Below are 18,611 nucleotides of genomic sequence, written 5' to 3'. Positions count from 1 at the left end.
TTTTGACAATATTGTCATATTTTTATGCTTTAATTGTTTTTGTACGCATTCCACACCGTGAGGGTAGCGTCATGAACATCAGGACAATGGCTTTGCTGCTGTTTGCCGTTCTCACCCAACCCGCCTGGAGCCAGACGGACCAGAACCAGGCCGTCCAGGCCCCACCGGGCGCCGCCGCGCTCGACACGCGCCTGGCACTGCGCGATTTGTGGGTGGAGCACATCTTCTGGGTCAGGAACTACGTGGTCGCCAACCAGGAGGGCCAGCGCAAGCAGGCCGAGGCCGCCGGCACCGAAGTCGTGGCCAATGCCACGGCCATTGCCAACAGCCTCGCTCCGCTCTATGGCCAGCCAGCGGCAGACCAGATGCTCAAACTGCTGGCCGGGCACTGGAGCGCAGTGAAGCACTACAGTGACGCTTCGGTCGCCAAAAACGCGACGGGCAAGGACGCTGCCGTCGCTGAACTGACCAGCAACGCCAAGGCCATCGCCAAGTTCCTCGCCACTGCCAACCCCAACCTGCCGGAAGGCACCCTGGTTACCATGCTCAGTGCCCACGGTGGGCACCACGTGGTCCAGGTCGACCAAGTGAGCAAGAAGGATTACGCAGCCGAAGCGAAGACCTGGAAAGCCATGCGTGAGCATATGCTGGCATTGGCAGACACCTTGGCCGCAGCGCTGGTCAAGCAGTTCCCGGATAAATTCTGAAACGACGCTGAGGGCGCTCCAGCGCCCTCCTCCCCAGAACCAAGGATCGAGAGGTAGTCGGATGTTTCAAGGAATGGGACGGACACAACAGGATCTGCTTGGCGCATTGCTGTATCAGGCGGCCGGCATGAGCATCGACGAACTGGCCGACCATTTGGCCGTGACCCGTACGGCGATACGCCAGCACCTGGCCGCGCTGGAGCGCGACGGGCTGATCGTCCGTGGCGCAACCCGCCCCACCGGCCGACGCCCCGAACAGCTTTATCTGCTCACCGCACAAGGCCGGGAACTGTTCCCCCGGCAATACCAGATGCTGGCCGACCTGCTGATCGACGAAGTCGCCGGCCTGATCGGCCGCGATGCACTACTCCGGCTGATGCGGACCCTGGGCCGCAAGCTGGCCGCCGACATGGAGCAGCAGGTGGTGGACGAGGCACGCATCGTCGAGCACATGAACCAGGTCGGTTACGAGGCCGAAGTCTTCTTCCGCTCCTCCGGTGAGCCAGAAATCATCGCGCACAACTGCGTCTTCCATCACCTGGCAGCGGCCCACCCGGAAGTCTGCGAGCTGGACCTGGCACTGATCGGCGCCCTCGCCGGCGGCACCGTGGAACACCTTGAATGCATGGTCCGTGCGGGGCACGTCTGCCGCTTCCATCTCACGCGCAAGCCGGAATGAAAGGCGGAAACCCGCCAGCTTTAACGCGTGAACATGCCTACCATGGCGGGATTCCGCCAAACGACACGAGTCGCAACAGCGGGCCAAGCGCCTGCGGGGCCCAGTTCATACACATATCAAGAACCCGGCACGATCTTTGCCGTTGGTGCGCGCCTTGTATGAATTAATGAATGGACTGCCCCATGAAAAAGATCCTGCTGGCGCTCCTGTGCCTGAGCGTCGCCAGCTGTTCCCAAAACAAAGAACCCGAAAAGTCGGTCGATGTCCTGCTGGTGGGTGCCGGCATCATGAGTGCAAGCCTCGGTACCTACCTGCACGAACTGGAGCCTGACTGGACTATCGATATCGTCGAGCGCCTCGATCAGGTCGCGGCGGAGAGCTCCAACCCCTGGAACAATGCGGGCACCGGTCACTCGGCGTTCTGCGAGCTGAACTACACCCCGGAAACCGCCGACGGCAGCATCGACATCAGCAAAGCCGTGGCGATCAACGAGTCCTTCGAGATCTCCAAGCAGTTCTGGGCCTATCAGGTCCAGCAGAACGTGCTGAGCAACCCGAAGTCTTTCATCAATAACGTGCCTCACATGAGCTTCGTCTGGGGCGACGACAACATTGCCTTCCTCAAGAAGCGCCACGCAGCGCTGCAGCACAGCTCGCTGTTCCGAGGCATGGAGTACTCGGAAGACTTCGACCAGATCAAACAGTGGGCCCCGCTGGCGATGGAAGGCCGTTCGCCTGAGCAGAAAGTGGCTGCCACGCGCATGGCCATCGGCACCGACGTGAACTTCGGCGAGATCACCCGCCAGCTGGTCGGATCGCTGACCCGCGACGGAAACGTGAAACTGCGCCTGCAGCATGACGTGCGCGACATCACCCGGAACGACGACGGCACCTGGAGCGTGCTGATGGCGGACCTCGCCAATGGCGGTGCGGAAACCCGCGTGAAGGCCAAGTTCGTCTTCATCGGTGCCGGCGGCGGCGCCCTCAAGCTACTGCAGAAATCCGGCATCCCGGAAGCCGAAGGCTATGCGGGCTTCCCGGTGGGTGGGCAGTTCCTCGTGACCCGCAATCAGGAAGTGGTCGCCCGTCATCAGGCGAAACTCTATGGCAAAGCGTCGGTCGGCTCGCCGCCGATGTCCGTGCCGCACCTCGATACCCGCGTGATTGACGGCCAGAAGGTCCTGCTGTTTGGACCCTTCGCGACCTTCTCTACCAAGTTCCTGAAGAACGGCTCGATGCTCGATATGTTCAGCGCGCTGACCACCGACAACATCGGCCCTATGACCCATGCCGGCCTCGACAACCTCGACCTCAGCACCTACCTGATGGGCCAACTGATGCTCAGCCAGGAAGACCGCATCGCCGAACTGCGCGAGTACTTCCCCGAAGCCAAGGCCAAAGACTGGGAACTGCTGCAGGCTGGCCAGCGCGTGCAGGTGATCAAGAAGGATGCGGAGCACGGCGGTATCCTGCAATTCGGCACTGAAGTGGTCAGTTCCGAAGACGGCAGCATCGCTGCACTGCTGGGCGCATCGCCGGGTGCTTCGACTGCCGCGCCGATCATGCTCACGGTGCTGGAGAAGACGTTCAAGGACGAGGTCAAGAGCGCAGAATGGCAGGCCAAGCTGAAGGAGATCATCCCCTCCTATGGCCAGAAGCTGAACAACAACCTGGAACTGACCAACCAGGTCCGCGCCTGGAGCAGCGAGCGCCTGCAACTGACCTTCGAGCAGGTTCAGCCCGAAGCGTTCACCAACAACTGATCCATCTCCCGGATCGCCCGGCAGGCCACTGGCCCGCCTGCTGGGCGCCGGCACTCGCGCTTGTGGGTGCGAACTCATTCGCAGAGCGGGCCACACACCTGTCACGAAGACTCTTCGCCGCCCCCCTCGTCACCATACGAGAGAAAACGAACCTCAAGCCTGCAGGTAGCGCAGGACCGATTCGCAGATCATCACCTTGTGGCGCTGCTTGACCTGCTCATCGGCCAGGTCGATCTGGAAGATCTCGCCGAAGGTGCTGCGATTGGAGACGCGGTAAAAGCAGAACGAGCTAATCAGCAAATGCACGTCGAGGGGGTTTACCCCGGGGCGGAACACACCTTCAGCCTCACCCCGGCGCAGGATGTCGCCCAGGGCATCGAGAATGGTGTTGCTCATGGAGCGGATGGCAGCAGACTGCTTGACGTACTCGCCATGATGGATGTTCTCGATGCTGACAATGCGCACGAAATCCACATGCTTCTCGTGATGGTCGAAGGTGAACTCCACCAGGCGGTGTATCGCCTCGCGAGGATCCAGCTCCGCCAGATGCAACTTGCCCTCGGTACTGCGGATATCGCCGTAGAGCTTCTCCAGCACTTCGACGTAGAGCTGCTCCTTGCTGCCGAAGTAGTAGTAGATCATCCGCTTGGAGGTCTGCATGCGCTCGGCAATGGAGTCGACGCGGGCGCCGGAAAGCCCCTGCTGGACGAACTCGGCAATGGCCGCCTTGAGAATGTCTTCGCGGGTTTTCTCCGGGTTGTTCTTTCGCCCTTTGCGAGGTGCCTCGGCAGGCATTTCGGGGCGTTCGGCGGTTATGGTCATCTTGAGCTCACGGCCAGCGGAAACTGTAGCGATTATGGTCTGGCCAGCATGGCTAAGGAAGCCCGGCGTCCAGAGTCCGCCGGGTCTCCGCTGCCTGACTTACAGCCTGGCCTGGCGGGCAGCGCCGCTCCGCGCCTTGGCCATCGCTGCCAGGCGTACCGCAACGTTGGCCGCACCGTAGCCGGCATAGCCATTCTTGCGTTGCAGGACTTCGAAGAAGAAGCGCCCTTCGAAGGGTTCGGTGTAGACATGGAACAGTTCGCCGCCTTGGGCGTCGCGGTCGTAAAGCACGTTGTAGTAAGCCAGCTCGCTGAGGAACTCGTCGTCGAAATCGAAGCGTGCCGCCAGGTCGTCGTAGTAGTTCAACGGGATATCCAGCAGCGGAACCCCGGCCTCCTTGGCGCGGCTGATCTCGGCGAAGATGTCTTCACAGGAGAAGGCGATATGGTGTGCGCCCGAACCACCGTAGCTGGACAGTGCATGGGAAATCGCCGTGTTGCGGTTTTCCGAGATGTTCAGCGGCAGCCGCACGGTGCTGCACCGGCTGCGCAACGCACGGCTTTTCACCAGGCCGTAAGGATCGGGCAGGACCACCTCATCGTCGGCCTCAAAGTCGAACAGGCTCTTGTAGAACAGTACCCAGCTGTCCAGAGCGTCTGCCGGTAGCGCCAGGGCCATGTGGTCGATGCGTTGCAGGTTGCCGCTCTCGACCGCATCGGGGTTGAGTACGAAGTCGCTGTCGTAAATGGTCTGCCCCGCCGGCGCCTGCTCGACCAGGTAGATCAGGCTGCCGTCCAGGGCTCGCACGGCAGGGACCTCCCGCTCGTTCGGCCCGACCAGACCACGATAGGGCTGGCCTTTGAACGCACAGGCGCGCTCCAGGGCCGAGGCGCTGTCCTTGACCCGCAGAGCGGTGGCGCAAAGTGACGGCCCGTGGGACTCGAAGTAGCCATGGGCGAACGAATAGGGCTCGGCATTAAGCACGATGTTGATGTCCCCCTGGCGCAGCAGACTCACATCCTTGGAGCGGTGCTTGCCGGCGCGGGCGAAGCCCAGGCGCTCGAGCCAGCCGGCGAGCCTGGCGCCCTGGGCCTCGTCGACGGCAAACTCGAGGAACTCCACACCGTCGTAGCGGCTGGCCGGTGGCGGCGAGAAGAGGATGTCGAGGTTGGCCGGAGGCACGGGGTCCTTGGCCAGCAGCTTGCGGGTCTTTTCCTCCAGATAGAGCAACGAGCGCAAACCATCGGCCGCGTTGGCGCGTGGCGGTGCAGCACGGAAACCATCGTTGAAGATCTCCAGCGACAGCGGGCCGGTGTAGCCGCTGCGGATGATCGGCGCGAGGAAACCTGCCAGGTCGAACTCACCCTGGCCGGGGAAGCAGCGGAAGTGCCGGCTCCACTCCAATACATCCATGTTCAGCAACGGCGCGTCGGCCATCTGCACGAAGAAGATCTTGTCGCCAGGAATATCGGCGAGGGCGGTCGGGTCACCCTTCAACGACAGGGTATGGAAGCTATCGAGCAATACGCCAAGGGCCGGGTGATCGGCCTGGCGCACCAGATTCCAGACCTGTTGCCAGGTGTTCACGTGGCGGCCCCAGGCGAGGGCTTCGTATCCGATGCGCAGGTTACGGGCGCCTGCACGCTCGGCCAGCAGGCGCAGATCGTCGACGAGGATCTGTTCATCGCCCAGGGAGTCCGGCGCGACGTTGCTGCACACCAGCACGAGGTCGGTTCCCAGCTCTTCCATCAGGTCGAACTTGCGCTCGGCGCGGTCGAGGTTCTTCTGCAGGCGATCACGACGGCAGCCTTCGAAGTCGCGGAAAGGCTGGAACAGGGTGATGGCGATGCCGAGGTCAGCACAACGCTGGCGGATTTCGCGTGGGCTGCCGGCGTAGTACAACAGGTCGTTCTCGAAGATCTCGACGCCGTCGAACCCGGCGGCGGCGATGGCTTCCAGTTTTTCCGGCAGGGTACCGCTCAGGGAGACGGTGGCAATGGAACGCTGCATGCTCTTCAGCTCCTGGTGAGTTGGCGCCGGCTCTTTGGTCAGCGGCTGGGTGCAGGTTTTCTTTGGCGGCAAATGATTCACCCCCACAAGCGATCGGAAATCTCTACTGCTTTCTGGTGGAATCGATTATTCGCGCGTACAGTCAGCACATCAATTTTATTTGTACGAACTAGTTAGTTTTGTGTTCGTTTATCGAACAGAAGGCCGGTAATCGAATTGACGCTTTTTCGATCACTGCGCAACATGATCAACAGCTCGCAGACAACCACCCGGCGGCCGATTCACTGCCCAGCCCAAGCCACCAGGGGGCCTGCAAAAGCGACCCAGCGTCACGACATAACAATTTCAAGAAACGGGTACCTGCTCATGCTCGCACTCAATGTTGTACCAGCCGCAACTCCCTCCATTCGCCACAAGCTCCTTGCGTCTCCGGCCAACCTGGGCCGAGCGTGCAGTTTCCTTCCCTGCCGGACTGCCGCGTTACCACACACCCAGTAAGTCGGGCTCCCGACCTGCTCCGGATACTCCGGAGCGACGGATACCGGTCCCCAGGCAAACACGGATTTCCAGCGAACGACCAGCCACAACGGCGCCGGTCGACAGGCTCGAGCACAACTTCGCGACGAGCTGAGCGCACATCTGATGTCGCCACAGGACCTGACGAAGTCCGGCTGGCGTGAAGCCCAGCCCTAGAACGGATGGCCAAACAAAAATGATTCAGTCCCACACCACTCGCATCACCCCTGACAGCGCTGTCGCGCATGGCGGCATATTCGGCAAGGTCCGCGGCGCCATGGCGGTCGGCAAAACGCGCTGGTACATGCTCGCACTGGTGTTTTTCGCCACCACCCTTAACTACATCGACCGCGCCGCGCTTGGTGTGATGCAGCCGATCCTCGCTGAGAAGATGGCCTGGACGGCGATGGACTACGCCAACATCAACTTCTGGTTCCAGGTCGGCTATGCCGTCGGCTTCATCCTCCAGGGTCGCTTCATCGACAAGGTCGGCGTCAAACGCGCCTTCTTCTTCGCGGTATTGCTCTGGAGCCTGGCCACCGGCGCCCATGGCCTGGCCACTTCGGCCGTTGGCTTCATGGTCTGCCGCTTCATCCTCGGCCTGACCGAAGCGGCCAACTACCCGGCCTGCGTGAAGACCACGCGCCTCTGGTTCCCGGCTGGGGAACGCGCCCTGGCTACCGGCATCTTCAACGCCGGCACCAACGTCGGCGCCATGGTCACGCCAGCCCTGCTGCCGCTGATTCTCTCCGTCTGGGGCTGGCAAGCCGCCTTTATCGGCATGGGCCTGCTGGGCATTGTCTGGTTGGTGTTCTGGGCTCTGAACTACTACAACCCGGAAGAGCATCCGCGTGTGCAGAAGAGCGAGCTGGACTACATCAACCAGGAAGTCGAGCCCGAGCCGGTCAAGGTACCCTTCTCCCGCATCCTGCGCATGCGCGGCACCTGGGCCTTTGCCCTGGCCTACTCGATCACTGCTCCGGTGTTCTGGTTCTACCTTTATTGGCTGCCGCCCTTCCTCAACCAGCAGTACAACCTGGGTATCAGCGTGACCCAGATGGGTATTCCGCTGATGTTGATCTGGCTGACCGCCGACTTCGGCAGTGTGGGCGGCGGCATCCTTTCGTCCTGGCTGATCGGCCGTGGCGTCCGCTCGATCACCGCTCGCCTGGTGTCGATGCTGATCTTCGCCTGCACCATCGTCGGCGTGGTCTTCGCCGCCAATGCCAGCGGTCTGTGGGTCGCGGTTCTAGCCATCGCCCTCGCTGTGGGAGCGCACCAGGCCTGGACCGCCAACATCTGGAGCCTGGTAATGGACTACACCCCCAAGTACATGATGAGCACCGTGTTTGGCTTCGGAGGTATGTGCGCCGCGATTGGCGGCATGTTCATGACCCAGATCGTCGGTGGCGTGCTGACCGCCACCAACAACAACTACGCGGTGTTGTTCACCATGATTCCGGCGATGTATTTCATCGCTCTCACCTGGCTGTACTTCATGGCTCCGCGCAAGATCGAGCACATCGAAGAGTAATGTCACCTCGGAGGCCCGGTCCCGGGCCTCCTTTCTCAGCCTCAGCCTCAGCCTCAGCCCCTTCCCTGCCTCTCGATCGTAACGATCACCCCTCCATTAGATTGCATATTCTCTGTTCGCCCGTCGCATAGAGGAAGACAATGTGGCTACTGGCGACTCACCTTTTTTACAGGTTTTTTTCACGCAAATTTGATAACCGGATTTCTAGACTGCTCGCCGCAACCTCCTGGAATACCGGAACATGCAACTTCCAAACTATGCGAGCAAGTTCGTCGATCCATCCGACAGGCTTGCACTTCGACCAGAAACCCTGGCCTTCCTGGTCAGCCTCGTGCTTCTTGCCATTTATAACTTTCCGCTCTGGCACCATCTCTTCTCCATCGTTCCGGCGGGCGCCAGTGGGCTGGGGATGCGCATCGCGTTCGGCGCAATGGTCTTCGCGATCTTCAACCTCGTGCTGGTAACGCTGTCATTTCGCTGGATCTTCAAGCCGGTCCTCGTCTTCCTCCTGGTCTCCAGTTCCGCGGTCGCCTACTTCATGAGCCAGTACGGTGTGCTGGTCGACAAGAACATGCTGCGCAATGTCGCTGAAACCGATGTCGGCGAAGTGCGTGACCTGCTTTCCGTGAGACTTTTCCTGTTCATCTTCTTCCTCGGCATTTTGCCCAGCTGGCTGCTGTGGCGACTTCCCGTCAAACATCGCCCGATTCACCGCGAGTTGATCGTCAAGTGCGTCTTGGCGCTTGGTTGCGTGGCAGCGCTGGGGCTGATTGCCCTGGGCAACTACCAGGGGCTGGCCTCACTGCTACGTAACCACCATGAACTGAGGATGCTGGTGGTGCCCAGCAACTACCTTGGCGCCTCCTTCGGTTACCTGCGCGAGGAACTGGCGCTCAACCAGCAGCCGCTGCGCCGAATCGGCACCGACGCGCACAAGGCCCCCGCCTGGAAGACGCACAAGCGCAAGTCGCTGACCGTGCTGGTGGTCGGCGAGAGCGCGCGAGCGGACAACTTCGGCGTCCTCGGCTATGGACGCAACACCACGCCGCGCCTCAGTAAGGAGGACGGTCTGCTGACCTTTCGCAATGTGCATTCCTGCGGCACGGAAACCGCTGTATCGGTTCCCTGCATGTTCTCCAACATGGGGCGCGCAGGCTACGACGCCACTCAGGCCCGCAGCCAGGAAGGCCTGCTTGACCTGCTCAAGCGCGCAGGCCTGACCGTTTCATGGCACGACAATCAGTCGGGCTGCAAAGGCACCTGCGACCGTGTGGCCTTCATGCAACTCAGTCACCTCAAGGATCCCGGGCTGTGCGTGGATGGCGAGTGCCATGACGAAATCCTGCTCAAAGGGCTGCAGGACTATATCGATAAGCTGAAGGATGACTCGGTGCTGGTCCTGCACCAGATGGGCAGCCACGGGCCGGACTACTTCAAGCGCTATCCCAGCCAGTTCGAGACTTTCACTCCGGTCTGCACCAGCAATGCCCTGAATGACTGCTCCCGCGAAAGCATCACCAACGCGTATGACAACACGCTGGTCTACACGGACTACGTGGTGTCGAGCCTGATCGACCTGCTGCGCAAGAATCAGGACAAGGTGGATACCGCCATGCTGTACCTCTCCGACCACGGTGAGTCGCTGGGCGAGTACAACCTCTTCCTGCACGGCACACCCTACGTCCTGGCCCCTGACCAGCAGAAGCACGTAGCGATGCTCGCGTGGTTCTCTGACAGCTACCAACAGGATTTCGCCGTCGCATCCGACTGCCTGGCCCGGGAGCGCGACAAGCTCCTCAGCCAGGACAACCTGTTCCACTCGATGCTCGGCCTGCTCGAGATTCAAACCGGTGAGTACAACGCATCGCTGGATATGTTCGCGCCATGCCGGGCCACGGAAACGGAGTCGTGATAATTGACATTTTTTTCACATTTTCTTTACCAGACCACAACAAGCCGCCCTCTACCTTGGTTCGCTTCCACGGATTCAGGAGCCGGTCTTGATGCCGCAGCCCCGGTCTAGTTCGATCGACTCGCCGCTTGCCCCAGAGGAATCCGCGCTGCGCCCCGGCACATGCAAGGATCATTTGCGACTGCGCCTGGCCCGCTGGCGTGACGAGCAGATGGCCCTGCGTGCGCTGAAGGTGGCCGGACAACCGAACCTGATCCTCGACCTGCCCTGTGGCGATGGCCGCTTCTGGCCCCTGCTGGCAGAACATCCGAATCGTCTGATCCTGGCCGGGGACCAGAACGCAGAATGGCTGGCCGCATCCCATGCCAATCATTCACCGGACATAGCGCGGCGTGTTCGTACCTTCCAGGCCACACCCTTTGCGATAGAGCTTGGCGAGAATGCCGTGGACTGCATCTTCTGCATGCGCTACTTGCAGCGTATCGAGACAGCGGACCAGCGCCTGGAGCTGTTGCGAGAATTCCATCGTGTTACCCGTGACACCTTGATCGTCTCGCTGTGGGTCGACGGCAACTTCAAGGCGTGGAGGCGCAAGCGCCTTGAGCGACGCCGTGCAGCAATGAGCGAAGGCTCGCCCCGACAGGGTCGATTCGTCGTCGCGCGGGAGACCATCGAAGCGGAGTTCCGCAGTGTCGGTTTCCATATCCTGTCCCGCCAGGATCTGCTGCCAGGCTACGCCATGTGGCGAGTCTATGTTCTGCGCAAGGAGGCGTGAGCATGTCCGTAACAGCTATTCATTCCCTGCTCCAGCGTCCAGCAATCTCGTGCAAGAGCATCCTGTCCTCCTTTCGCTCCCGGGTCGGTCGCTGGGCGATGGCGGGTGTCTCAGTGCTGTTATTGGGGTTTACCACTGTTCCGGCCTGGCGGCATTTGTATCCAGCAAGCGCGGCTCCGGGCTGGTCCATGCAGGTTCGATTCGACGCGATCGAGCGGGTCAGCGCACTGGCCCCGGATGGTCGCGGCGGCCTGTATGTGAGCCAGGAGTTCGACGACGGCAAGGGGCGCATCCTGCGACTTGGCGCCAACGGCGATAGCAAGGCGGTCGAAACAGGACTCTCAAAACCCGACGGCATGGTGCCGTATCGGGGCGGCGTGGTATTCAGCCAGGAAGGCGGCGAGCAGCCGGTGTACTGGATGAACGATCACGGCATCCAGCAATTGCTCAGTGGGGCCAACATCGAAGGCGTCGCCACCGATGGCCACTTCCTCTATGCCATCGAAGACCTCAAGAGCGATGGCAGGCTACTGCGATACAACCCGGAGTCCGGTGCGACGGAAACGCTGCGCAGTGGGCTGGAGGAAGCGGAAGCCGTCACCGCATGCCCCGACGGGAGGCTGTTCTACAGCGAGAAGAAACGCGGGCAGATCAAGCAACTGCTGCCGGATGGCAATGACAGGATAGTGCTCGACGGCCTGAACGCCCCCGGCTTTCTCCTGTGCAACCGCGAAGGCCTCTGGGTGACCGAAGACACCACCCACATGGCCCGCCTGTTGCTCATGGACAGCCAGGGCCACGTGCATGAAATCCTCACCCACCTGCGCTCGGCCCAGACCCTAGTCGAAACTGCTCCCGGTCTTTACCTGCTTGCCGAGCAGGGCCGTAACCGCGTGCTCGAACTCAAACGCACGGAGAAGAATTGATGGTCGCAGCACCGTCATCGCGTGACGGACTTGTCGCAATTGGATCGGGTTCGGCTTGCCTTTTATACGATCTCGTCATATCTCTGTCGTCAATTGGGTGGTCGAATGAAGCAGAACGGCGCTCGTCACCAGGGGATACGGCGCCTTTCGTATTCCCCCGGATTTGCCAGCCCTCGCCAGGGCGGAGCGGTGCAAATGTCGACAGACCAGCAAGAGCTACAAGAACAACAAAAAAGAGCCCCGGCGCTGGGCTACGTCTCACCTCATTAGCGAGTACAGCATGAAGATCACCATCTTTGGCACGGGCTATGTCGGCCTGACTCAGGCGGCATGCTTTGCAGAAGTTGGCCACTCGGTCTGCTGCGTCGATATCGATTCAGCCCGGGTCAGCCGTTTGAACGCAGGTCACTCGCCCATTTTCGAGCCGGGCCTCGAAGCGCTGATACAGACCAATCTCGCCGCGAAGCGAATCAGTTTTACCGTGGACGCGACCCAGGGCATCGATTATGCCGAGATCATCTTCATCGCCGTGGGCACCCCGCCCGGCGAAGATGGCGGTGCGGACCTGAAACAGGTCTTCTCAGTGGCGGATGCCATCGCCGCGTACGCAACGAGCGCCAAAATCATCATCAACAAGTCCACATCGCCCGTCGGCACCGCGCAAAGGATCAAGGCCCGGGTCAATGAAGGCCTTGCCCGGAGGCACCTCGCCCTCGACATGCGGGTCGTATCGAACCCGGAGTTCCTGAAAGAGGGCTCGGCGGTCGAAGACTGCATGCGCCCTGAACGCATCATCATCGGCATCGACGACCAGGCCGGCATCGATATATTCCGCGAGCTGTACAAACCCTTCAGCCGCAATCACGACAAGCTCATCGTCATGGACAGCCGCAGCGCGGAGCTGACCAAATACGCCGCCAACAGCATGCTGGCCACCAAGATTTCCTTCATCAACGAAATGGCCAACCTGGCTGAACGGCTTGGCGCGGACATCGAGATGGTGCGCAAGGGCATCGGCTCGGACTCGCGCATCGGCTACGACTTCATCTATGCCGGGTGCGGTTACGGCGGCTCCTGCTTTCCCAAGGACATCCAGGCCCTTCGACGTACCGCGGCGGAGGTTGGCTACGAGCCTCATCTGCTCGATGCCGTCGAGGCGGTCAACCACAAGCAGAAACACAAGCTGTTCGAGAACATCAGCAAGCACTACCACGACGACGTCAGCGGCAAGACCTTCGCTGTATGGGGCCTGTCCTTCAAGCCCAATACCGATGACATGCGTGAAGCGCCCAGCCGCGTGCTGCTGGAAAGCCTCTGGAACGCTGGCGCTCGCGTGCAGGCCTATGACCCGGAGGCGATGAACGAGGCCCGGCGCATTTATGGCGAGCGCAGCGACCTGGTGTTGGCCGGTTCGAAGGAGTCCGCAGTGGAAAAAGCCCACGCGCTGGTGATACTCACTGAGTGGCGGAACTTCCGCATCGCTGACTTCGACGAACTCAAGGCGAAGCTGATCGACCAGGTGATCTTCGATGGCCGCAACCTGTTCGAGCCCTCCAGGGTGAAGCAGGCCGGTCTTTCCTACTATCCCATCGGGCGCACCGTCGTGCGAGCAGGTGAAGCGTGAAGTTCCTGGTTACTGGCGCAGCAGGCTTCATCGGATTCCACACGGCAAACCGGCTGTGCCTGGCCGGGCATGAAGTCGTCGGCCTCGACAACCTCAACGATTACTACAGCGTCGAGCTCAAACTCGCTCGCCTGGAGCGACTGAACCAGCATCCCGGGTTCAGTTTCGTGAAGCTCGATCTTGCAGACCGCACTGGCATGGAGGCGCTGTTTCGCGATCAGCGCTTCGAGCGAGTCATCCACCTGGCGGCCCAGGCCGGGGTGCGTTACTCGCTGGAGAATCCCCATGCGTATGCCGACGCCAACCTGACCGGCTTCGTCAATGTGCTGGAAGGTTGCCGCCACAATGGCGTCCAGCACCTGGTGTACGCCTCCAGCAGCTCGGTTTACGGGATGAACAGCAAGGTGCCCTTCTCCACCGAGGACGCCGTCGACAACCCGGTATCGCTCTATGCCGCCACCAAGCGCGCCAATGAACTGATGGCACACACTTACGCGCACCTGTATCGGATACCGACCACAGGGCTGCGATTCTTCACCGTATATGGCCCCTGGGGCCGCCCCGACATGGCGCCATTCAAGTTCACCAAGGCAATTCTCGAAGGCCAGCCCATCGACATCTACAACAATGGCGATATGTCGCGGGACTTCACCTACATCGATGATGTCGTCGAAGGAATAGTCCGCATCCAGGACTGCCCACCTCCCTACCCTGACGAGCCGGAACAAGCCAGGCAGGGACCGCCCGCCAGGCTATTCAACATTGGCCTTGGCTCGCCCGTTCGACTGCTGGATTTCGTCGGCTGCATCGAAGCAGCCACCGGCCTCCAGTCCATCAAGCAGCTGAAACCCATGCAACCAGGGGATGTGCTGCAAACGTGGGCCGATGTGAGCGCACTGGCTGAACGGACGGGCTTCCAACCACGTACCCCGTTGAAGGAGGGCGTTGGCCATTTCGTTGCCTGGTACCGCGATTTCTACGGAGCCTGAAGCGATCAGGCGAGATCAATATGAAGCAAGGCCTTACCGCTCCTGCACTATTCTAGACACACCATAAAAAGACCCAATATGTCGAACGGGCGATACCTTTCAATGCTTCTACAGGACAGAATCCAGGCCGGTACACATGCCGCCCTGGCGCAAGCCGGCGTCCGGACCTCGTTGATCGAATCCGGAGCAGGCGCATGATGAACCTTCGAGTGCTGTTCAAGGGGCTTGGTCTGATCCTCAGCCTCGCGCTGTTCGGCTACCTGTTCAAAAGCAGTGACCTGGGCAATGCAATCAACGAAGCCTGGGTCGATGCCCACATACGCGGGCATGGGGTCGAGGGCACCCTGCTGTTCCTGGCGATGGGCGCACTATTCACCGCCGTTGGCCTGCCACGGCAGATCATTGCCTTTCTCGCTGGCTATGCCTTCGGCTTGCTGCCAGGCACCTTGCTCGGAGCACTGGCCGCGCTGCTCGGCTGCATGACCACCTTTCTTTATGCGCGGTTTTTTGGCAGGCGCCTGCTGCGCGACCGACTGGGGAAGCGCGCCGCGCGATTCGACCAATTCATCCATGACCATCCGTTCTCGATGACGCTGCTGATCCGCCTGCTGCCGGTTGGCAGCAACGTGCTGACCAACCTGGCCGCCGGCATCTCCAGCGCACACATGGCGCCGTTCCTGGCCGCGAGCTTCATCGGCTTCCTGCCGCAGACGCTGGTTTTCGCCCTGGTCGGCAGCGGCGTCAACGTTGCGCCGACACTGCGGATCGGTGCTGCGGCAGTGCTTTTCCTCCTCTCAGGAGTGCTCGGTGCGTACCTGTACCACCGCCACCGTCACGGCTTGAGCATCGACGACAAGGTCGACGCTGCCCTGGGTGAGACAGAGCACCCTTGATGCAGGCCGCTACCGATTCACGAGCGCAACTCGCACCCTAATCCGAACCCCAGGGTTCGAACCCTTAACGATCACATTTACGAATGGACCCAGAATGTCGAACAGGCCTTACCTCTCCGTGCTGATCCCGGCAAAGAACGAAGCCGAAAACCTGCCCAGCCTGCTGGAGGAGATTCGCCAGGCCCTCGCCGGAGAATCCTTCGAAGTGATTGTCGTCGACGACGGCAGCACCGATAACACCGCCTCACGGCTGCTCGCACTGAAGCATTCCGGCTACTCGCAACTGCGCCTTCTCAGCCATGATCGGTCGCTGGGCCAAAGCACTTCGATCTACCATGCAGCCCAAGCCGCCCAGGGCACCTGGCTGGCCACCCTGGATGGAGATGGCCAGAACGACCCTGCGGACATTCCCGGCATGCTCGCCATCGTCCGCGCGTCGGAGCCCCCCCTCAACCTCAAGCTGATCGCCGGGCATCGGGTCAACCGACGCGACTCGGCAAGCAAGCGCTGGGCGTCGCGCTTCGCCAACAAGCTGCGTGGCCGCTTGCTCAAGGACAACACACCGGACACCGGCTGCGGACTCAAGCTGATCGAGCGCGAGGCTTTCCTGCAGCTGCCCTACTTCGATCACATGCACCGCTTCATTCCCGCCCTGATCCAGCGCCACCACGGCAGCATGCTGGTGCACCCGGTCAACCACCGCCCGCGCAGCGCAGGGGTTTCCAAATATGGCAACCTGGACCGGGCGCTGGTAGGCATTCTCGACCTGTTCGGCGTCTGGTGGCTCATCCGCCGTACCCGCCTCGACACCTCCGCCCGCGAGCTGGAGGACTGACGATGGTGCGCAAAACCCTGCGTCTGGCCCAAGGGAGCTGACTGATGCAGCTCTCCCGTTCCCCTCGTATCGAGTTGTTCCTCCTGTTGTCGCTTGCTTTGCTGATGATCGGCGCCGGCCTCGGTCTGCGCGGGCCCGCCAATGTGGATGAAGAGCGCTTCCTCGGTGTGGCCCTGGAGATGTTGCAGAGTGGCGACTGGCTGATTCCGCACCGTGCAGGCGAAATCTACCCGGACAAACCACCACTCTTCATGTGGGTCGTTGCGTTCTTCATTCGCCTGACCGGTGCACCAACGCTGGCACTGTTCCTTCCCGCCCTGCTGGCCGGAGTGGTCACCACCGCTTGCCTGTATGACCTCGGCAAACGGCTCTGGAACCGCCGCATCGGGGTGATTGCCGCCCTGTTGTTCCTGGCGACCTACCAGACCTACAGCATCCTCCGTGCCGGCCAGATCGACGGGTTTCTCTGTCTGCTGATCGCCATCAGCTTCTACGGCATGGCGCGCCACCTGCTGCTCGGACCAGCCTGGGGCTGGTTCTACGTGGCATGCGCCGGCATGGGCTTCGGCATCATCAGCAAGGGCGTGGGATTTCTCCCGGTGTTGATGCTCATCCCCTATGCGTACGCTGCACGCAAGGGTTGGCACGGTGTCGTGCGCATGCCGGGACAAGCCCGCGCCTGGTGGCTGGGCCTGCTGGTGACCTTGACTGCCATTGGTGTATGGCTGGTGCCGCTGCTACTGACAGTCGCCTTCCAGGGGGATGAAAGCAGCCGTGCCTATGTCGCCGAAATCCTCCTGCGCCAGACCGCCCAACGCTATACCAGCGCCTGGCACCATCAGGAGCCGTTCTGGTATTTCTTCGTGAAAGTGATCCCCAAGTACTGGCTTCCGCTGGTGCTCGCCCTGCCCTGGCTGGTGCCGGCCTGGCGCCGAGAACTGTCCAAAAGGGATGGTCGCTTCCTCATCCTGTTGGGATGGGTCGTCCTGGTGCTGCTGTTCTTCAGCCTGAGTACAGGCAAGCGCAAACTGTACATCTTCCCGGCCCTGCCCGGCCTGGTACTGGCAATAGCGCCATTGGTGCCCTGGCTGCTGCACCGCTGGTTCAGCCAGCGTCCGCGCGGGCGCAAGGTGTTCATCGGCCTGGTGGTGTTCTGGTTCATTGCCTGGTTCGCCAGAGGCTTCCTGGAGCCGATCAAGGAAGGCGTCAACGAGCGCCAGGTGCTCATGTCCGAAGTTGCGGAGAAGACCCACGGGGCCGACCTGGTGCTGAGCTACTGGCGGGAAGGCGTGTGGCTGTATGCCCGCCAACCCATCGTCCATTTTGGTGCCAACACGCCAAACCGGACCGAAAGTGCCGTGCAATGGCTGAAAGATCATCCGGCAGCATTCGCCCTCGTCTCAGAACCGGAGCTCGCCCGCTGCTTCATCCCGGGCAAGGCCCTCAAACTGGAGCACGCCGCCGACGGCCTTGCCTACCTGGTGCAGGCGGAAGCGATCAATGGCCAATGCCAACCCCTGTCCACCAACCCGTCCTACAGGTTCGCCTGGACAACCCCGTTTCCCTGAGCCGCCCCGCCATCCAGCACGAGTCGCGCTGGATGGCGAAAGACACTTTTTCCCGTCCGTAAACAGGAAGTCCTGAAATGAACAGTGCTGTTGGACATCACCGGCGCAAGCATCTCTCGCACCGCAGCTGGCGTCCCCTATGCCTCTGGGCGCTGGGCGCGGCCGCCATCGCTTTCGTGGGTTATGCCGTCATCAAGTTCCACTGGCATCAGCGGCTTTACTACACGATCGTCAGCAGCATGAATACCGATCAGCAGACTGGTCGCAACATCTGGCTACCGGATTACAAGATCGCCATCGAGGCCAGGCCCATCGCCGGAATCGACGATGACCTTTCAGCGATCGCCTACGACTACGACAAAGGCCGTCTGCTGGCTGTCACCAATGCCACCCCCGTTCGCCTGGTGGTGCTGGGCAAGGATGGCGCCTTGCTCGAAGCGTATCCACTGACAGGATTTCAGGACGTCGAAGGCCTGGCCTACATGGGCGACGGTCTCGTGGCCGTCACGGACGAAGATGCCCAGCGGCTCAACTTCTTCCATTTGCCAGAACAGCCAGGCACCGCAATCGACGTGAAGGATACTGAGTTTCTTTCCCTCGGTATCAACCTCAGCACGCAGAACAAAGGCTTCGAAGGCATCACCTATGATGCCGACCACGATCGACTGTTCATCGCCAAGGAAAAAGGCCCGCGCCAGCTCTATCAGGTGTCGGGCATAAAGCAGAGCCTCGCGGGCAAGCTCCAGGTCAGCATTCTCGACCTGACTCCCTGGGTCGAGCGGAGCGTGTTCACCACGGACATTTCCGACCTGCACTACGATGCCAAAACCAGCCACCTGCTGGTCTTGAGCGATGAGTCCAAGCTGATCATCGAACTGAGCGATGACGGCGAGATGGTCAGCTACCGCTCCCTGCAGGGGCAACTCAGCGACCTGAAGCACAGCGCCCCCCAGGCCGAAGGACTGACCCTGGACACCGAGGGCAACCTCTACGTGGTCAGCGAACCGAACCTGTTCTACGTCTTCAAAAAGCCCTGAGTCCTGGCGGTTCGCTCGCCC

The 18,611-nt window shown here is 61.2% G+C and carries 15 protein-coding genes; 13 read left to right on the top strand and 2 right to left on the bottom strand.

All coding sequences use genetic code 11. From position 1 onward, the window contains the following. Positions 1–71 precede the first annotated feature (71 nt). The 3 genes from J7302_RS24150 to J7302_RS24140 all read left to right on the top strand — a co-directional run bounded on the left by J7302_RS24150 (position 72) and on the right by J7302_RS24140 (position 3,149). Positions 72–707: a hypothetical protein gene (locus J7302_RS24150; protein WP_215380766.1), complete on the top strand. Its 636-nt coding sequence runs from the start codon at positions 72–74 to the stop codon at positions 705–707. Between the two features lie 61 nt (positions 708–768). Beyond that, positions 769–1,386, top strand: a complete 618-nt coding sequence (locus J7302_RS24145) for a helix-turn-helix transcriptional regulator (RefSeq protein ID WP_215380764.1) — start codon at positions 769–771, stop codon at positions 1,384–1,386. 182 nt (positions 1,387–1,568) lie between these two features. Beyond that, positions 1,569–3,149, top strand: coding sequence for a malate:quinone oxidoreductase (locus J7302_RS24140; RefSeq protein WP_215380762.1), 1,581 nt, complete (start codon positions 1,569–1,571; stop codon positions 3,147–3,149). 153 nt (positions 3,150–3,302) lie between these two features. Here the strand turns inward: J7302_RS24140 and J7302_RS24135 are convergent, their stop codons facing one another. After that, complete coding sequence (locus tag J7302_RS24135; protein WP_215380760.1) at positions 3,303–3,971, bottom strand: TetR family transcriptional regulator; 669 nt, start codon at positions 3,969–3,971, stop codon at positions 3,303–3,305. A 99-nt stretch (positions 3,972–4,070) separates the two neighbouring features. After that, positions 4,071–5,981 (bottom strand): 3-dehydroshikimate dehydratase QuiC, encoded by a 1,911-nt coding sequence (quiC, locus tag J7302_RS24130; RefSeq protein ID WP_215380758.1) that lies wholly within the window; start codon positions 5,979–5,981, stop codon positions 4,071–4,073. Positions 5,982–6,774: 793 nt separating this feature from the next. Here quiC and J7302_RS24125 point away from each other — a divergent pair. The 10 genes from J7302_RS24125 (at position 6,775) to J7302_RS24080 (ending at position 18,590) form a co-directional block, all read left to right on the top strand. Next, complete coding sequence (locus J7302_RS24125) at positions 6,775–8,031, top strand: MFS transporter (protein WP_251702248.1); 1,257 nt, start codon at positions 6,775–6,777, stop codon at positions 8,029–8,031. A gap of 241 nt (positions 8,032–8,272) precedes the next feature. Next, positions 8,273–9,943: a phosphoethanolamine transferase gene (locus J7302_RS24120; protein WP_215380753.1), complete on the top strand. Its 1,671-nt coding sequence runs from the start codon at positions 8,273–8,275 to the stop codon at positions 9,941–9,943. A gap of 91 nt (positions 9,944–10,034) precedes the next feature. Further along, positions 10,035–10,718 carry a class I SAM-dependent methyltransferase gene (locus J7302_RS24115; RefSeq protein ID WP_215380749.1) on the top strand — a complete coding sequence of 228 codons (684 nt, stop codon included), beginning with the start codon at positions 10,035–10,037 and terminating at the stop codon, positions 10,716–10,718. 188 nt (positions 10,719–10,906) lie between these two features. Continuing rightward, positions 10,907–11,644: an NHL repeat-containing protein gene (locus J7302_RS24110; protein WP_251702244.1), complete on the top strand. Its 738-nt coding sequence runs from the start codon at positions 10,907–10,909 to the stop codon at positions 11,642–11,644. Positions 11,645–11,924: 280 nt separating this feature from the next. Beyond that, complete coding sequence (locus J7302_RS24105; protein ID WP_215380746.1) at positions 11,925–13,268, top strand: UDP-glucose dehydrogenase family protein; 1,344 nt, start codon at positions 11,925–11,927, stop codon at positions 13,266–13,268. Continuing rightward, a complete protein-coding gene (locus tag J7302_RS24100) occupies positions 13,265–14,257 on the top strand; it encodes an NAD-dependent epimerase (RefSeq protein ID WP_215380743.1) in 993 nt (330 codons plus the stop codon). The genes J7302_RS24105 and J7302_RS24100 overlap by 4 nt, the downstream gene beginning before the upstream one ends. 194 nt (positions 14,258–14,451) lie before the next feature. Then, the gene (locus J7302_RS24095; RefSeq protein WP_251702243.1) at positions 14,452–15,150 is read left to right on the top strand and encodes a TVP38/TMEM64 family protein; all 699 of its coding nucleotides are present in this window, start codon (positions 14,452–14,454) and stop codon (positions 15,148–15,150) included. 94 nt (positions 15,151–15,244) lie between these two features. Beyond that, the gene (locus J7302_RS24090) at positions 15,245–15,985 is read left to right on the top strand and encodes a glycosyltransferase family 2 protein (protein ID WP_215380740.1); all 741 of its coding nucleotides are present in this window, start codon (positions 15,245–15,247) and stop codon (positions 15,983–15,985) included. A 44-nt stretch (positions 15,986–16,029) separates the two neighbouring features. After that, a complete protein-coding gene (locus J7302_RS24085; RefSeq protein WP_215380738.1) occupies positions 16,030–17,553 on the top strand; it encodes an ArnT family glycosyltransferase in 1,524 nt (507 codons plus the stop codon). A gap of 77 nt (positions 17,554–17,630) precedes the next feature. Next, positions 17,631–18,590: an SdiA-regulated domain-containing protein gene (locus J7302_RS24080; RefSeq protein ID WP_215380736.1), complete on the top strand. Its 960-nt coding sequence runs from the start codon at positions 17,631–17,633 to the stop codon at positions 18,588–18,590. The last annotated feature ends 21 nt before the right edge of the window (positions 18,591–18,611 follow it).

It is taken from the genome of Metapseudomonas boanensis (assembly GCF_018704125.1).
GTDB classification, from domain to species: Bacteria; Pseudomonadota; Gammaproteobacteria; order Pseudomonadales; family Pseudomonadaceae; genus Metapseudomonas; species Metapseudomonas boanensis.
The sequence above is the reverse complement of the archived record's forward strand: the minus strand, read 5'-3'. Positions and strand labels throughout refer to the sequence as shown.

What these genes read in the sequence shown, in the direction of transcription:
- J7302_RS24085 (WP_215380738.1), top strand. Translation starts at nt 16,030, where the DNA reads ATGCAGCTCTCCCGTTCCCCTCGTATCGAGTTGTTCCTCCTGTTGTCG.
- J7302_RS24095 (WP_251702243.1), top strand. Translation starts at nt 14,452, where the DNA reads ATGATGAACCTTCGAGTGCTGTTCAAGGGGCTTGGTCTGATCCTCAGC.
- J7302_RS24080 (WP_215380736.1), top strand. Translation starts at nt 17,631, where the DNA reads ATGAACAGTGCTGTTGGACATCACCGGCGCAAGCATCTCTCGCACCGC.
- J7302_RS24135 (WP_215380760.1), bottom strand. Translation starts at nt 3,971, where the DNA reads ATGACCATAACCGCCGAACGCCCCGAAATGCCTGCCGAGGCACCTCGC.
- J7302_RS24115 (WP_215380749.1), top strand. Translation starts at nt 10,035, where the DNA reads ATGCCGCAGCCCCGGTCTAGTTCGATCGACTCGCCGCTTGCCCCAGAG.
- J7302_RS24110 (WP_251702244.1), top strand. Translation starts at nt 10,907, where the DNA reads ATGCAGGTTCGATTCGACGCGATCGAGCGGGTCAGCGCACTGGCCCCG.
- J7302_RS24145 (WP_215380764.1), top strand. Translation starts at nt 769, where the DNA reads ATGTTTCAAGGAATGGGACGGACACAACAGGATCTGCTTGGCGCATTG.
- J7302_RS24105 (WP_215380746.1), top strand. Translation starts at nt 11,925, where the DNA reads ATGAAGATCACCATCTTTGGCACGGGCTATGTCGGCCTGACTCAGGCG.
- J7302_RS24125 (WP_251702248.1), top strand. Translation starts at nt 6,775, where the DNA reads ATGGCGGTCGGCAAAACGCGCTGGTACATGCTCGCACTGGTGTTTTTC.
- J7302_RS24140 (WP_215380762.1), top strand. Translation starts at nt 1,569, where the DNA reads ATGAAAAAGATCCTGCTGGCGCTCCTGTGCCTGAGCGTCGCCAGCTGT.
- J7302_RS24090 (WP_215380740.1), top strand. Translation starts at nt 15,245, where the DNA reads ATGTCGAACAGGCCTTACCTCTCCGTGCTGATCCCGGCAAAGAACGAA.
- quiC (WP_215380758.1), bottom strand. Translation starts at nt 5,981, where the DNA reads ATGCAGCGTTCCATTGCCACCGTCTCCCTGAGCGGTACCCTGCCGGAA.
- J7302_RS24150 (WP_215380766.1), top strand. Translation starts at nt 72, where the DNA reads ATGAACATCAGGACAATGGCTTTGCTGCTGTTTGCCGTTCTCACCCAA.
- J7302_RS24120 (WP_215380753.1), top strand. Translation starts at nt 8,273, where the DNA reads ATGCAACTTCCAAACTATGCGAGCAAGTTCGTCGATCCATCCGACAGG.